Origin of the sequence: Paraburkholderia sp. GAS199, assembly GCF_050436585.1 — a bacterium.
GTDB lineage: Bacteria > Pseudomonadota > Gammaproteobacteria > Burkholderiales > Burkholderiaceae > Paraburkholderia.
In genome coordinates, this window is sequence record NZ_JBNDMM010000002.1 from 351,649 (window position 1) to 367,131 (window position 15,483).

Genomic DNA, 15,483 nt, shown 5'->3' on the forward strand with positions numbered 1-15,483 from the left:
GTACCGGATCAATCCGGCGCGGCTTCCTTCGCCGTCGTAGGCTTGCCGCGGCGGCGTGCCGCGGCCGCCGGACCGCGCGCTTCGAAATACGCCGCACGCGCATCGGAACTCTCACCGCCCGCGTCGCGCGACAACGTTGCCAGACGCTCCTCGAAAGTCCGCATGGTCGCTTCCGGCGACAGCGCGCGTTCCGCGTAATTGCGTGCCGCTTTGCCGAGCGCGGCGCGCCGCTGCGGATCTTTCGCCAGCACGCCGATAGCCGATGCCAGCGCCTTGACGTCGTCCGGCGGCACGACGACGCCACGCGGCGCCACTGCGTCGTAGAGACCCGTGCCGCGCCGTGCCATCGCCACGATGGCGCGGCCGCTGGCGAACATGCCGGTGAGCTTCGACGGCATCACCAGATCCGCGGCATCGCCGCGTTGCGGCAATACGTGAATGTCCGCGAGATTGAGCAGTTCGTTGAGCCGCTCCAACGGCTGCAAGGGCATGAATACGCAGTTCGACAGACCCGCGCAGCGCGCCAGCAGATTTTCTCTGGCCGCACCGCTGCCGCAGAAAACGAAGGTGAGGTCCGTGCGATCGGCGAGCAACGCGGCCGCGTCGGCGAGCGTCTCGATGCCCTGCTTCGCGCCCATGTTGCCCGAGTAGAGAATCACTTTTTGCGCCGCACCGATGCCGAGCACGCGCCGGTAGTCGCTCGCCTGTGGAAGCGGAAAAATCGCCTTCACGTCCACCCAGTTCGGCAGACACACGATACGCGACGGCTGCACGCCTTTCGCTTGCGCTCGCACGGTCATCTGACGCGTGATGGACGAAACCGCATCGAAACGCCGCAACAGCGCGCTCTCGATCCAGCGCGCCACGCGCGACGCGCGCGAGCTATTGAGCAAACCGAGTTCGAAGGCCGCATCCACTTCGAAATCCTGAATATGCAGCCAGGTTTTCGAGCGCGCCAGTCCGGCGAGCGTCAACGCGGCGGGCGCGCACATGAGCGTGGGCGCGATCAGCATCACGACATCGGGGCGCCAGAAAGTCTGGCGCGCGAGAACCGGCAACGAGCTTGCCGCGAAGGTCGCCAGATGCAGCATGCGCTTGAGTCCGCTGGGCCGCGACGGGACCCAGATCGGCGCGCGCCATACGGTCACGCCGTCACGCGTTTCGCGTTTGTAGCGCCACGATGAATAGCCCTCGCCGATACGCCATTCCGGGTAGTAAGGCGGCGCACACACCGCGCGCACCTCGTGACCCCTGGCGGCCAGCAGGACGGCCATTTCCGCCGTGTACTTGCCCGTTCCCGTCAGTTCCGGCGCGTAATTGAGGCCGTAAATAAGGATCTTCATTGTGGCAGCCAGAACGGTTGCAGAGCTATGCACGCATGACGCGGCCTCAGGCCGCGCGCATACGGCATCAGTACGGGTTCAATCGCTGAGCATCAGGGCGCAGCCGCGCGCGATATTCGCGGCAGCCGTGGGCGGATCGAAACGTCGGATCACGTCCATGCAGCGGCGCGCGGTGCCGGCAGCGTCGTCGAATGCTTCCATGGCCTTCAGCATGGTGCGTTGCAGCGCCGCGACGTCGCCCGCCGTGAACGCATAACCGCTCACGCCGTCGATCACCAGTTCGGGCACGCAGCCGCAACTCTCGCTCACCACTGCCGGGCAGCCGTGCGCCAGCGACTCGTTGACGACCAGTCCCCACGGTTCGCTATAACTCGGCAGCACCATGCAGGTCGCGCCGTAATACTCACGCGTCAGCGGCTCGTCCTGCAGACTGCCGACGAAGGTCACGGAGTCGCCGAGCTGGAGTTCGGCCACTTTGGCATGCAGCACGTCTTTCATCGGCCCGGTGCCGACGATGCGCAGTCGTGCCGCCGGAATACGCCGCCGCAAACCGGCAAATGCTTCGATCAGCGTGCCGATGCCCTTCTCTTCGGAAAGACGCCCCACGTACAGAAACACCGGCGGATTGCCCGCACGGGCTTCGGTCCGCTCGACGAGCGCGCGCTCCGGCGAAAACGATCCCGGCAACGCGGCGGCCTGACACGGTACGAAAATCTTGTCGCGTTTCGCGCCGAGCGACAGCAGATATTCGCGGCTGCGTTCGCCGAAACCGAAATAGCCGTCGCATAGCGAGAAAAACACGCGTTTTGGAATCGAGGTGAGCAGCTTCTTGGGCCGGTCGCGCGCGGTCGAATCGCAGAACACTGCGCGCCGTTTGCCGGTGACGATGCACGCGGCCAGCATGGCCCAGTACTCGGGACGATGGTAGCCCGGCAAAACGATCAGGTCCGACTTCGCCCGCAGCACTTCCCATGTGAGACGCCACATCAGCTTCATCGTGGGCACATCTTCGTAGCAACCGTCGAACAGCTTCTGCATCGGATAGCGATGGTACGAGTAATCCACTTCGGAGAAGCCGATGCGGTCGTGCTCGGTGTCCGCGATCTGCACCATCGAATACCGTATTGCTCCGGACGCCGAAATATTATGCAAAGCGGAGAACACGACACCCTTGTGACGCGACCATACGACGTTGTGGAAGATCGTGACTGATGCCGTCATTTTTATGCCACTCCTCGAAATTTCGTCCCCCTGTGCGGTCCGCGATGTAACCGGCGGACCGCCCAAGTTCCCTGGTGAACTCTTGGTATCGCGCTCGCGGGCGCGTTTTACGTCTTCCGATGCGGCTAGGCGGCGACGGCAGCCGGAGTCGAACCCGCATGAAGCTCGGCAAACTCGCGGTAAGTGGCGGCAATTCCCTCCTCCAGGCCAATGGACGCCTGCCAGCCCATTTCCGTGAGGCGAGACACGTCGAGCAGTTTGCGCGGCGTGCCGTCGGGTTTCGACGCATCGAACACGAGTTGACCTTCGAATCCGACGACCCGGCAGATGCATTCGGCGAGTTCGCGGATCGTCAGGTCGTGTCCCACGCCAACGTTGAACAGACCGTCCGTCACGCCGTTTTCGAGCACGAAGAGCGTGGCGGCGGCGAGGTCGTCGACATGCAGGAATTCGCGGCACGGCGTGCCGGAACCCCACACCGTCAGCGACGCCGCGCCGTTCAGCTTCGCTTCATGCGCCTTGCGCAGCAAAGCCGGCAGGACGTGGCTGCTGTTCAGGTCGTAGTTGTCGTTCGGACCGTACAGGTTGGTCGGCATCAGCGAAACGTACTTCGTCTGATACTCGCGGTTGTACGCCTCGCACAACTTCAGCCCGGCGATTTTGGCGATCGCGTAGGCGTCGTTGGTCGGTTCGAGCGGCGACGTGAGCAGATATTCTTCGCGAATCGGCTGCGGACACTGCTTCGGATAAATGCACGACGAACCGAAGAACACCAGCCGATCCACTTTTGCCCGATACGCCGCGTGGATCACGTTGGTTTCGATCACCAGATTCTCGTAGATGAACTCGCCAGGCCGCGACGAGTTCGCGAGAATACCGCCCACGCGCGCAGCGGCGAGCAGCACCACGTCGATCCGCTCTTCCTCGAAAAAGCGGTTCACGGCAGCCTGATCCTTGAGATCCAGCTCCGCGCGCGTACGCGTGATCACATTCGGATACCCCGCGGCGGTCAGCCGCCTGACCAGCGCGGAGCCGACCATGCCGCGGTGTCCCGCGACGAAGATGCGTGCTTGTTTGTTCATCGCAGTCACTCGTGATGTTCCAGCGCCGTGAAACCAGCCAGGGTGACGAGCGCGTCGCGTCTCGCGATCTGGTAGTCCGCACGCACCATTTCCTTGACCAGCGCTTCGAACGACGTAGTAGGCTGCCAGCCGAGTTGCGCGTGCGCTTTCGACGGATCGCCCAGCAGGGTTTCGACTTCGGCCGGACGGAAGTAGCGCGGATCGACCCGCACGATCACGTCGCCGGGCGACATCTTGATCTCGCGTCCTTCGACCTTTTCGACGATACCCACTTCGTCCACGCCGCTGCCTTCAAAACGCACCGTGACACCCAGCTCAGCGGCGGCGTGCTGCACGAACTGCCGTACGCTGTACTGCACGCCGGTTGCGATGACGTAATCCTCAGGTTTGTCCTGTTGCAGCATGCGCCATTGCATCTCCACGTAATCGCGCGCGTGACCCCAGTCGCGCAACGCCGAGAGATTGCCGAGATACAGCGTCTTCTGCATACCGACCGCGATACGCGCGACGGCACGCGTGATCTTGCGCGTCACGAAAGTCTCGCCGCGCACCGGCGATTCGTGGTTGAACAGAATGCCGTTGCACGCGTAGAGCCCATAGGCCTCGCGATAATTCACCGTGGTCCAGTACGCGAACAGCTTGGCGACCGCATACGGGCTGCGCGGATAGAACGGCGTGGTTTCGGACTGCGGCACCTGCTGTACGAGACCGTACAGTTCCGAAGTCGACGCCTGATAAAAGCGCGTCTTTTCCTGCAGGCCGAGAATCCGGATCGCTTCGAGAATCCGCAAGGCGCCGAGACCGTCCGCGTTCGCCGTATATTCCGGCTCTTCGAACGACACCGCCACGTGGCTCTGCGCCGCGAGGTTGTAGATCTCGTCAGGTTCGACGCGTTGAATCACGCGCAAAATGCTGGTCGAGTCGGTCAGGTCCGCATGGTGCAGAAAGAGCCTCTGATCCGGATCGTGCGGATCGCGATAGAGGTGGTCGATCCGATCCGTATTGAACAGCGAGGACCTGCGTTTGATTCCGTGTACGTCGTAATCCTTGGAGAGCAGCAGCTCCGCCAGATACGACCCGTCCTGTCCAGTGATGCCGGTGATCAGCGCGACCTTACGTTTCATGAAGCATTCTCCCGGTTAAACAATGCAATGCAGTGCTTCGTGCTGGTCGAGTGGCGCTCCCGGTCGGGAGCACACCTCAACCGGCGATGCTGTCGTATCCGTAATAGCCGCCCTGATAGCCCGAACCGAGGAAGGCGCCTTCCTGCGGAACGTCCGTGAGCAGCACACCTTTGAGATGAACGCCGCCGTTGAGCAGTCGCTTGACCGTCTCGGAGATCTCGTTCATCGGATGACGTCCGTGGCGCACCACCAGTAGCGTGGTGCCGACGTGCTTGCCGATCACCGTCGAGTCGGTCACGGCGAGCACCGGCGGCGTATCGACGATCACGAGGTCGTAGTGCGACTTCAGTTCTTCGAGCATCGTCTCGAAGCGCTTGCTCATCAGCAGTTCGGACGGATGCGAAGGCAGCGTGCCCTTGGCCAGCACATCGAGGCCCGGCAGCACGTCGCGCTGGATCATCGATTGCAGGTCGCCGCCGCTCAGCGCGTCGGACAGACCCGGCTGATGGACGATACCGAAGTGCGAGTGAACGTCGCCGCGCCGCATGTCGCCGTCGATAATCAGCACGCGCTTGTTCGCCGACGCCACCAGTGCCGCCAGATTCACCGAGAGGAACGATTTGCCGGCGTCGGGACGCGAGCCGGTAATCATCACCACGTTGTTCTCGGCATGATCGAGCGACAGTTGCAGCGAGGTGCGCAGATTGCGCACGCCCTCCACGGCGATGTCTTCCGGCGCCTGCTGCGCGAGCACATGCAAACCGCGACGGCGCAACATCACGTTTTCCTGCAGACGGATCTGCTGCTGGCTACGCGGCACGATCGCAAACACCGGCACGCCGAGCGCGGCTTCGATTTCATCCGGACGTTCCACGCCGCCGTACATCGCGCGCTTGAAGAAGGTCAGCATGATGCCGATCACCAGACCGCCGCCCAGCGCGATCAGGATCGCCAGCACGCGCTTCGGACGCACGGGTTCGTCGGGTGCTTCGGCGAAATCCACCACGCGCACGTTGCCCACCTGCCCCGCTTTCGCCACGCGCAATTGCTGCGCGCTGTTCAGCAGGTTCGTATAAAGCTCGGTGTCCACGTGCACGTCGCGCAGCAGCCGCAAAGCGGTTTGTTCCGTATCCGGCATGACGGACACGCTGCGGTTCATGTTGGTCTGTGCGCCTTGCAAGGCCGCGATCTGCGCGTCGAGTGCCGCAACCGCCGGGTGATTCGCCGTGAAGCGTTGCGACATCTCCGCGCGTTGCGTTTGCAGGTCGAGCAGCTTGGTCTTGTTATCGACGATCTGTTGCAGCAGCAAACGGCTTTCTTCGCCGAGGTCGACCGTGCCGTGCGTATTGCGGAACTTGTTGTAGCGCTGCTCGGCGTCGTCGAGTTCCTTGCGCAGGCCGGGCAGTTGCTGGTCGAGGAATGCGAGCATATGCTCGGCTTCCGTCGAACGGCTGGCCACGTCCTGACGCACGAATTCGCGTGCCATGTTGTTGACGATCGCAGCCGTCAAGGCACTGTCGCCGCCTTCGAGGCTCGCACGGATCACGCCCGATTGCAGCGTGGTTTCCTGCACCACCAGCGCTTTCTGCAGGCGGTCCACCGTCACGAGCGTCGACGCGCGCTGCAGTTCGAAGCGCGAGCCGGCAGGACCGGTCAGCGCATCGACGTGCAAGGCGATCGGGCCGTCGGCGGTATCGGTTTCCACCGTTTCGCCCACATGGCCCGACAGGATCGCGATGCCGTTCTTGTCGCGCAACACGTACGAACCCTCGTTGCCGGCAATCAGCGTAAAGGGCGTGTCGTACATGTCTTTCGAGGTATCGAAGCGCGACACCTTGATGCTTTCATTGCCCCATGCGTAACCGGACAGGTTGATGAACGAGGGCAACTTGAAGCCCCATTGCCCGTTCACCAGACCCGCGATCATGCCGCCGATGATGGGGAAGTAGCGTGGCGACGCCGAGATGTCGAGATGCAGACGCTTGACCGTTTCCTCGGTGACGAGCCGCGACTTCAGCAACTCGATCTCCGCCGCGGTCGACGGTTTAGTGTCGAACATGCCGGTGAGCGGCGGCAAGGAATCCTTGCCGTTGCCGTTGGCATTGGCAGTCTTGTCTTCCACATGGAACATCACGTCCGCGCGATACACCGGCGGAGCGAGGAACGCATAGGCGCACCCCAGCGCCAATGCGATCAGCGTAACCATGAGGATCGTGCGCCAGCCTCGCACGATCGTGCGCAGATAGTCCGACAGATGCAACTCATCCGGCCCGGAGACGTCCGTATAGCGGTTCTCGAAGTTGATTGCCATTTTCTTCACCCAGCAAAGCCTGGCGGTTCACGATCGCGAGGCATGGTTTTACTTCGCGAGGACAGCACCCGTCACAGCCGCGTTGATCGCCGGGAGCAGCAGGTTCAGCACGCGGTTGAAGCGGACGAGCGCATTGTTATCCACGTACACCACGTCCTTCGGTTGCAACTCGAACTGGTTCGCGAGCACCATCGAAACGGGCGAGGTCGCGTCGAGGTGGTAGACCTCGGGCGTATCGCTCGTCGAATTGCGGATCACGAACAACTGCTTGGTTTCGGCCGTGTTGGAGTTGAAACTGCCACTGTCCGAAATCGCTTGCGACAAGGTCAGCGAGCCGTTGCGCATCGGCAGGATGGTGGCCGGCTTGTTGACTTCACCCATCACGAACACGGCGCTGTCGTCACGCGAGGAAACGCGCACGATGTCGCCCGGCCGCAGATAGATGTCCGACGGATTACGACCGCGCTTGACCAGATCGTCCACGTTCAGCGGATACGTCGTGCCGTTGCGGATCAGGTCCACGCGGCTGCGATCGGCATTGGCGCTGAAACCGCCGCTCATGTTGATCGCGCTCGTGAGCGACATCGGAATGTCGTTGATCGACTGCGTGCCCGGCAGACGCACTTCACCGTCCACATACACCTGCGCGGCGCGGAACGAGGCGACGCGCACCGTCACTTCAGGCTTCTGGTACACCACGCTCAGCTTCTTGTGCAACTCGCGCTGGATCGTGCCGACGTCCTTGCCCGCCACGTGCAGCGTGCCTGCATACGGGAATTGCACGTCGCCGTTCTCGTCGATCAGGAAGCCGGGTGCGGCATCCGAAGTCTTCGAGTTCTGCGCCGGCTGGCCGAGCGCGGCAGCGAGTTCCGGGTGATCCCACACGACGATCTGCAGCACGTCGCCGGGACCGACCTTGTATGCGGTCGGCTTGCCGAACAGGCCAACCGTATCTGCCGGCAATGCCGCAGCCTTCTGATCGGCCTTCATCTTGCGCAACAGCGACAGGTTGATGTCGGTGATCGGCACCTGCACCTGCTGCGACGCTTCGGTGCTGTAAAGACCACCCGTGTCCTGCACAGCGGCAGGCGTCACCATCCGCTGCCCCGGCGCGAGCGAGCAGCCCGCGAGTAAAGCAGCCACCGTGCAAATCACCAAACTTCCCGTACGTATTTCAAGCGAGCCCATGATCTTCCTCCTTGCGCCAGGGCGTCTGTCCTCGGGGGAGGCAGGGCCCAGCGTGCTTGTTAACTACTTCTTAGTAAGCGTTTCGATGCCCCAGTCCGGCAACGATCGTCGCGCCGATGATCCGCATGTCGAGTGCGAACGACCAGTGCCCCAGGTAGTACAGGTCGTGTTCGACGCGACGTTCCATTTTCTCGATGCGGTCTGTTTCGCCACGGTAGCCGTTGATCTGCGCCCAGCCCGTGATTCCCGGTTTGATCCGGTAGCGATTGATGTAGCCAGCGACGACCTTCTGATACAGATCGTCGTGCTCGAGTGCATGGGGACGCGGTCCGACGACCGACATATCGCCACGCAGCACGTTGAAAAATTGCGGCAGTTCGTCGAGGCTCGTGCGACGCAGGAACGCGCCGACACGGGTGACGCGCGGATCGTTGCGCGTGGCCTGCTGCACGATGCCCTTCGGCTCGTTGTGCAGACGCATCGAACGGAATTTGTAGATGGTGAAGACGCGGCCGTCCGCGCCCTTGCGTCGTTGACGGAACAGCACCGGGCCGCGCGAGGAAAGCTTCACCGCAATCGCAATCGCGACCATGATCGGCGCGAGACCGAGCAGTGCGGTCGCCGCGAAGATGCGATCGAAGATCTCTTTCTTCAGCATCGAGCTCGCCGACAGCGGCGACGCCACCAGATTGATGGCGGGCACGCCGAGCAGATCGATCACGCCGCTGCCTTCGAAAAGCGCGAGGCTGCGCACGTCGGGCATGAAGCGGATGTTCACGAGGTCGTCGCGAAACTCGTTGATGAGCGAGACGATCAGCGGCTCTTCGGTGAGCGAGAGCATCAGCCAGAGTTCGTGCACGTCGTTCGTGCGGATGTACTCGGCCAGTTCGTTGACGCGCTCGAAAACCGGCACACGCGGGCTTGTCACGGGCGACGTGTCGGGACGCGTGTTGAAGACCACCGTGGCACGAAAGCCGGTGGTCGGCGCGGAATCGATACGGCGGATGATCGCGTCGCATTGCGCGCCGCTGCCCACGATCGCGACCTGATGCAGATTCATGCCGGCACCGCGTGCGCGTGCCAGCACGGCATGCGTGATGAGGCGATAGGAGATCAGCATGCCGCCCGTCATCGCGGTCCAGTACGAGAACCACAGACGCGAAACGAAATCGGCGCGATGCAGCGAGTACATCAGCACGAGCGCGCAGCATTGCACCATCAGCCACGCGAGCGACACCTGGCCGGCGAGCGCGAGCTTGGAGCGGCCGCGCCACGATTCGTAGACGCCGAACGCCGGAAAGATCGCCAGCGCGAACGCAGCGGAAAACATCACGAACGCCCAATAGAATTTGGATTGAGCGAGGTATTCAAAGCGGATCTGCGACGCTACCGCCGCACCCGTCAGCACCAACGCGACATCGAATATTCGCGCGAGCAAATCCTGAAACTTGCGCATTTTGCTTCCCTCGTTCTTGCCGTTCTTATCCGCGGATGATCCCGGCGCGCTGTTAGGAGCAGCGGCCGTAGTTGTCGTTGAACCTCACGATGTCGTCTTCGCCGAGATAGGCGCCTGACTGGATTTCAATGATTTCGAGCGGCACCTTGCCCGGGTTTTCGAGGCGGTGGCGCGTGCCGAGCGGAATGTAGGTCGATTCGTTTTCGCTCAGCAGGAACTGCTCTTCACCGCGCGTGACGAGCGCGGTGCCGCGCACGACGACCCAATGCTCGGCGCGGTGGTGATGCAATTGCAGCGAGAGTTGCGCGCCCGGCGTGACCACGATGCGCTTGACCTGGAAACGCTCGCCATGGTCGATCGAATCGTAGAAGCCCCACGGGCGGCGAACCTTGCGGTGCGCGTCGGCTTCGGGCGCGTGCTGCGCCTTGATACGCGACACCAGACCCTTCACGTCCTGTACATGCGAGCGATCGACCACCAGCACCGCGTCGGCCGTTTCCACGACCACTACGTTGGTCGTGCCGACGCAGGCGACCAGCCGCCCTTCCGAATGCGCATAGCTCGACACGGCGCCTTCGAAGGTCACGCGGCCACGTCCGGCGTTGCCGTTGGCGTCTTTGTCCATCGCGGCCCAGACGGCATCCCACGAACCGAGATCGGACCAGCCGGCGTCCAGCGGCACGACCACGCCCGCGGCATTGGCCGCCGCGGCAGGCTGATTGCCGTCCACTTTGCTTTCACCGTCCGTGAGGCGTTCCATCACGGCGTAATCGATCGAATCGGCCGGCGCGGCGAGGAAGGCGTCCAGCAGCGGGCGGAAATAGGCGCCGTCGGCGCGGCCGTTCGTGAAGGCCTGCTCGCAGGCCGCATGCATCTCGGGTTGCAAGCGTTTGAGCGTGTCGAGCCAGACGCTCGCCTTGACGATGAAGATGCCGCTGTTCCACCAGTACGTACCGGCGGCGACGTATTGCGCGGCGAGTTCTTCCGCCGGCTTCTCGACGAAGCCTGCAATGGCGTGACCGCCATCGGGCAATTCGGCACCGATGCGGATATAGCCGAAGCCGGTGTCGGGCCGTGTCGGCGGAACGCCGAGAGTGGCGATCGAACCTTCTTGCGCATGACGCGCGGCGGTTTGCAGCGCGCTTTGCAAGGCGTCGACGTTGGCGATCGAATGATCGGCGGGCATCACGATGAGAATGGCGTCGTCGCCGGCCGCGCAGGCGAGCGAAGCGGCAAGCGTCAACGCCGGCGCCGTATCGCGACGCGCGGGTTCGACGATCAGTCGCGCCGTCACGCCGTTTTCCTGCAGTTGCTCGGCAATCACGAAGCGATGCTCTTCACCGCACACGATGATGGGCGATGCATCCACGCTCCAGCCAGACGGAAAACCGTTCATGCGGCGAGCGGTGGCTTGCAGAAGCGAATCGGAACCGACCACGTCGATCAGCTGCTTGGGAAAATTTTCGCGCGATACCGGCCACAGGCGCGTGCCCGAGCCACCCGCGAGGATGACCGGTACGATGCGCGTGCAGCGCGAGCCGGCCGTCCCGGCGCTTGCGCCGTTCGGATTCACCGACACAGCGCTTCCAGCTCCCTGAATCAACATATTCGCATTCCTTATAATTCTTCAACCCCACCGCAATACCGTCGAAGCATTGCGTTGCCAGCGCGTTTTGCCGTGCAGCGGCGCCTTCGCTATGCGCCGACCAGTCGGCGGCTTTGAATCCGGAACTCCGTCGGGGAAATTCTCATGCGTTTGCGGAACACCTTGGCGAGCCGGTCGCCGTTGCCCATGCCGGTGCGCCGCGCAATCTTGTCGACCGGCAACTCGGACTCGGTCAACAGGCTGCAGGTCACCGCGAGGCGTTCGTGCAGCAGGAAACTGGAAGGCGTGATGCCCATTTCCATCTTGAAGCGGCGCAGGAAATTGCGTTCGCTCATGGCGGCGAACTGCGCGGCGTCGGCAATCGAAATCGATTGCTGGCAGTTTTCCTGCAACCAGCGGGCTGCCGCGCGTACTTTGTCGCCGGGACTGAGACCGCCGTCTTCACCGAGCAGCGGCGCAAGGTTCGAGCAGGAATCGGCGAGCAGGCGTTCTGCGACCGTGCGCGCCGTGGCGCTGCCCAGATCGCGCTTGATCATGGCAAGCGCGCTGCGCATCGATTCGAGACGGTCGCCGGCATCGCTGTTGTTCGGCTCGCTCTGACGCGACGACGGCAGCGGCGGCTGGCGCAGGTCGCCGCCTTCGCGTGCATCGGCGGAATACGCCGCTTCGAGCAGCGCGCGGCCTTCGGCGATCGGTCGAACCATGCCCGTATTGCGGCGTACGCGGCGCAGCCATGCGATCAGGCGCTCGTCGGCAGCCGCGGCTTGCGCGCCCTTGCCGCCCGCCACGTACAAGGCATCGAAACCGCCGTAATGGCGCGCGTCGAGTCCATCGGTCCACACCCGCAGCGCGGACGACGACGTCACCATGCCGCCATCGACCGACAGGAAACACACGTCGTACAGCCATCCGCCGGAACCCGACGAAGCCAGTTCATTGGCCGCCTGAAACACCTCGGCAACGGCGCCGGCGCCTTGCAACGAGCAGTCGTTGAACATCAGTAAGGCGATGCGACGCATACCCTTATTCGGTGCGTGCACCCAACGCAGCATTGCAGACTCGAGACTCGCGCAGGTCATAGTCATTCCTCACCGGAAAACGGATCTACAAGGTCATCTGAACGGCCGAACAGAGGCATCCTCTGTGCAGTGCATCATAGACACCGGCAATCCAGCATTTAAACGCCATGACCGAAAGAGCAGACATGTTGGCGTATCGATATGGTGGCCAGCCAGTGATTTTCAGAACATTCACGCCAGGGCGTTTCTTTCAATAAATCGAACGCGGATTCCGCATATGAATCTGTTTACGTTCTGCGAATCTTAATCAAAAACAATTCGACTTTGCGTGCGCCAGACCACACTGGCGCGCTACTCGAAAGACTCGTGCGGGATTCGGATTGCGCCCTTTATCTCACTGATTTCAAGTGACTTTTTTCTGCACTGACGGCAGAATGAGTGCAACCGCCCGATGTGTGCTGGCGCATGCCGGTAATGCCGGCAGGCTCAGCTTTCTTCCGACGATATATAGATCAGGCAACTCGCTGTAAAACAGTCACCAATATAAAGAGTTTTTGCGTGACAAAATTATTTAATTCCCTGCTATTGGCTGTCGGTAATATAAACAGGGCGATTAATGTTTCAAACCTGAAACACTCGAATAAGACAACTTCAGAGCGTTGTGCAATAGACGGGCCAGTGGCGGATTTCGTCGAAAGGGAGACGGTTCCTTTCCGCCATCCGATTGCGGAAATACACTATGCCATTTCCGCAACACATTGGAATGTACGCTAGCGTACGGCGGCTCTGGCCTGGTGAATTAGCAATCCTGCGACACGCTGAAACGCTGTCGACATGGCTACCACCTTGCAAACGATCATCAAACGACACGGGGATCACATGTCGAATGAAAGCGCCTTCCGCCTGCCGCGACTGTTCGCCCGCGTGCCGGCAAGTCCCGATGGACGGCAGCGGCTTGCTGGCTTCGCGCTCGTCGCGATCGTGCTGCTCGTGGCCGCTCCTCGCGCAAGCAATGCCGCCGCGCCCGCCGCGAAAGATGCCGAATTCACCGCAGACGGTAAAAAGTGGACACCGTGCGCGGCGGAATACGGCACCTGCCGTTTCAGCGGCACGCGGGAAGTGTTGTATGGAACGGTCGAACAGCATGCAGTGAAGACGTTCACCGACACCGCCGATTGCAACAACGGCGTATTCGGCGATCCCGCGCCGGGCGTGATCAAGCGTTGCGCTTTTGCGAGCGGCGCGGCATCCGCTGCAGCCGCCGCGCCGGCCGCGGCGTCGCCATCGGCACCGGCGCCTACCGCGTTGCGCGCGCTTGGCGGAGAAGGCCTGCGCTGCGCCGCGCCCAGTGCGCAAACTCGCGCGACGGCGAACGGCGATCTGCTGGAAGCCGACACGCCCGGCGACGGCACTCGCCTCTACGCAGCGGGCAAGCCGTTCACCCTCGTTTTCACGACGCGTCCGACGCAGAACGACACATTGGTCTGGCAAATCCGCGACAACTGGAACACCGTGCGTGCCAGCGGCCAGTTCCCGGTGAGCGCGGGGCCAATGCAGTCCACTTTGATGTGTGCGTCGAGTCTTGCCGGCTACTTTGCGATTTCTGCGTCGCTGGAGCGCGCGCATGGACAGCTCGACGCGCGCGGCACGCGGCCGGCGGGCATTGCCACCTTCGGCGTGCTGCCGGACCTCGCGGCCACGCTGCCGCCGGTCCGCTTCGCGTATGAAGATCAGCATCGCTTCGGCGGTCAGGGCGCGGCCTATCTTGCACCCGGTCAACATTGCTGCGACGGCGACGGCTACCGCCCCGTGTACACCGCGCTCGGGCTGACGTGGGTCAACGACAATCGCAACTGGTATATGGAGGAGCCGAAAAGCGCAGGCACCTTCAATCCTTCGACCAAACAGCTGGCGCCTTTCTTCAGACGCGGCGACCTGCTGCGCCTCATCCAGCTCGACGGCATTCCGCAATGGGCGAGTCCGAACCGGAAAGAGACGCACAGTTATGCGCCCACTTCGCTCGCGCAGATGAAGGAGTACATGGCAAAAGTCGGCACGGAATCCAATAGCGTACGAACCACTTACTTCCCGAAACAGCGCGACAACTACTATCAGGTCACATGGGAACCCGATGCCGACGGCGGTCTGCCGTGGCGCGACAGCGACGCGAATTTCGTCGCCATGTACCGGGCCGTCTGGGAAGGCATTCATCAGACCGATCCCCACGCCGTGGTGATGGGTTTGACCTACGCGTCCGTGCAAGCCAACGTGACGTGGCTGCGCCGCCTCGGACCGCAAGGTATCGGCCGCTATATGGACGGCGTGAGCATTCACGGCTATTACGATGTCGGCACGACGCCGTCGCATCCTCCCGAGCGTGTCGCCGATTCCGGCAACGCGGGGACGGTGGCGGGCGCGTTGCCCTCGGCCATGCGCGCCCTGCGCCATGAAATAACGCAATACCTGAAACCGGGCGCGCCGCTGTTCGTGACGGAAACCGGCATCAGCTATGACATCGGGCAGTCTTACGGCAAGAATTATCCCGGCTGGAACGTGCTGTATGCGCAGGCCGCGGTCGTCGCGCGCACGCATCTGATCCTGCTCGGCGAAGGCGCGGATATGACGTACATCTTCTATCTCGCCGATATGCCGGAAACCGCGCCGGGTTACGGCGTTTTCTTCGAACTCGACCACCCGACCGGCGCATACGGTCCGACTCACATCAGTCCGAAGCCGGCCGCGCTGGCAGTGGCGGCAATGACGCGCATCGTCGACGGCACCGTCACGCTCGGGCCGCTCAAGGCTTTGCCCGAAGGCGTGTACGGCTACGCGTTCCGGCGGCTCGGCGGCGGCAAGATCGTCACCGCTTTGTGGACGCATGACAACGACGCGTGGTCCGCGCGCGCCGGCTTCAATGCGACCCGGAGCGTCGACTATCGTCTGCGGGTGGACGCGCCGGGCACCAACGGCGAGGTGACCGTGCTCGATATGATGGGCAATGCCACCGCCCTGCCGTATCGCGACGGCGTGGCGGCGCTCAAACTGTCGCCGACGCCCGTGTACGTCGTCTCGACCAACGCCGACGTGTTCAAGGATGCCGTCAGGACGCCGGAGGGCTATGTCGGGCGCTAGG

10 protein-coding genes are annotated in these 15,483 nt (G+C 62.7%); 1 reads left to right on the plus strand and 9 read right to left on the minus strand.

What is annotated here, in order from left to right:
- Window positions 1–8: 8 nt before the first annotated feature.
- From P3T18_RS07670 to P3T18_RS07710, 9 genes are all read right to left on the minus strand, one after another.
- Window positions 9–1,343 carry a glycosyltransferase WbuB gene (locus P3T18_RS07670; RefSeq protein WP_429299321.1) on the minus strand — a complete coding sequence of 445 codons (1,335 nt, stop codon included), beginning with the start codon at window positions 1,341–1,343 and terminating at the stop codon, window positions 9–11.
- A gap of 78 nt (window positions 1,344–1,421) precedes the next feature.
- Entirely contained in the window at window positions 1,422–2,564 is a 1,143-nt protein-coding gene (locus P3T18_RS07675) for a glycosyltransferase family 4 protein (protein ID WP_429299322.1), read from the minus strand.
- A 125-nt stretch (window positions 2,565–2,689) separates the two neighbouring features.
- Window positions 2,690–3,646, minus strand: coding sequence for a GDP-L-fucose synthase family protein (locus P3T18_RS07680; protein ID WP_429299323.1), 957 nt, complete (start codon window positions 3,644–3,646; stop codon window positions 2,690–2,692).
- 5 nt (window positions 3,647–3,651) lie between these two features.
- Entirely contained in the window at window positions 3,652–4,770 is a 1,119-nt protein-coding gene (gmd, locus tag P3T18_RS07685) for a GDP-mannose 4,6-dehydratase (protein WP_429299324.1), read from the minus strand.
- A gap of 76 nt (window positions 4,771–4,846) precedes the next feature.
- Window positions 4,847–7,081 carry a polysaccharide biosynthesis tyrosine autokinase gene (locus P3T18_RS07690; protein ID WP_429299325.1) on the minus strand — a complete coding sequence of 745 codons (2,235 nt, stop codon included), beginning with the start codon at window positions 7,079–7,081 and terminating at the stop codon, window positions 4,847–4,849.
- A 48-nt stretch (window positions 7,082–7,129) separates the two neighbouring features.
- Window positions 7,130–8,269, minus strand: a complete 1,140-nt coding sequence (locus P3T18_RS07695; protein WP_429299326.1) for a polysaccharide biosynthesis/export family protein — start codon at window positions 8,267–8,269, stop codon at window positions 7,130–7,132.
- A gap of 70 nt (window positions 8,270–8,339) precedes the next feature.
- Complete coding sequence (locus P3T18_RS07700; RefSeq protein ID WP_429299327.1) at window positions 8,340–9,725, minus strand: undecaprenyl-phosphate glucose phosphotransferase; 1,386 nt, start codon at window positions 9,723–9,725, stop codon at window positions 8,340–8,342.
- A 52-nt stretch (window positions 9,726–9,777) separates the two neighbouring features.
- The gene (locus P3T18_RS07705; RefSeq protein WP_429299328.1) at window positions 9,778–11,331 is read right to left on the minus strand and encodes a mannose-1-phosphate guanylyltransferase/mannose-6-phosphate isomerase; all 1,554 of its coding nucleotides are present in this window, start codon (window positions 11,329–11,331) and stop codon (window positions 9,778–9,780) included.
- Between the two features lie 89 nt (window positions 11,332–11,420).
- Window positions 11,421–12,410 (minus strand): helix-turn-helix domain-containing protein, encoded by a 990-nt coding sequence (locus tag P3T18_RS07710; RefSeq protein ID WP_429300068.1) that lies wholly within the window; start codon window positions 12,408–12,410, stop codon window positions 11,421–11,423.
- 774 nt (window positions 12,411–13,184) lie between these two features.
- On the opposite strand from P3T18_RS07710, the gene P3T18_RS07715 reads away from it, so the two are divergent.
- On the plus strand, window positions 13,185–15,482 hold the full coding sequence (locus tag P3T18_RS07715; RefSeq protein WP_429299329.1) for a hypothetical protein: 2,298 nt from the start codon (window positions 13,185–13,187) through the stop codon (window positions 15,480–15,482).
- Window position 15,483 lies beyond the last annotated feature (1 nt).

Excerpts from the sequence above, each read along its gene's own strand:
- P3T18_RS07670 (WP_429299321.1), bottom strand. The coding sequence starts at position 1,343 with ATGAAGATCCTTATTTACGGCCTCAATTACGCGCCGGAACTGACGGGA.
- P3T18_RS07675 (WP_429299322.1), bottom strand. The coding sequence starts at position 2,564 with ATGACGGCATCAGTCACGATCTTCCACAACGTCGTATGGTCGCGTCAC.
- P3T18_RS07680 (WP_429299323.1), bottom strand. The coding sequence starts at position 3,646 with ATGAACAAACAAGCACGCATCTTCGTCGCGGGACACCGCGGCATGGTC.
- gmd (WP_429299324.1), bottom strand. The coding sequence starts at position 4,770 with ATGAAACGTAAGGTCGCGCTGATCACCGGCATCACTGGACAGGACGGG.
- P3T18_RS07690 (WP_429299325.1), bottom strand. The coding sequence starts at position 7,081 with ATGGCAATCAACTTCGAGAACCGCTATACGGACGTCTCCGGGCCGGAT.
- P3T18_RS07695 (WP_429299326.1), bottom strand. The coding sequence starts at position 8,269 with ATGGGCTCGCTTGAAATACGTACGGGAAGTTTGGTGATTTGCACGGTG.
- P3T18_RS07700 (WP_429299327.1), bottom strand. The coding sequence starts at position 9,725 with ATGCGCAAGTTTCAGGATTTGCTCGCGCGAATATTCGATGTCGCGTTG.
- P3T18_RS07705 (WP_429299328.1), bottom strand. The coding sequence starts at position 11,331 with ATGTTGATTCAGGGAGCTGGAAGCGCTGTGTCGGTGAATCCGAACGGC.
- P3T18_RS07710 (WP_429300068.1), bottom strand. The coding sequence starts at position 12,410 with ATGACCTGCGCGAGTCTCGAGTCTGCAATGCTGCGTTGGGTGCACGCA.
- P3T18_RS07715 (WP_429299329.1), top strand. The coding sequence starts at position 13,185 with ATGGCTACCACCTTGCAAACGATCATCAAACGACACGGGGATCACATG.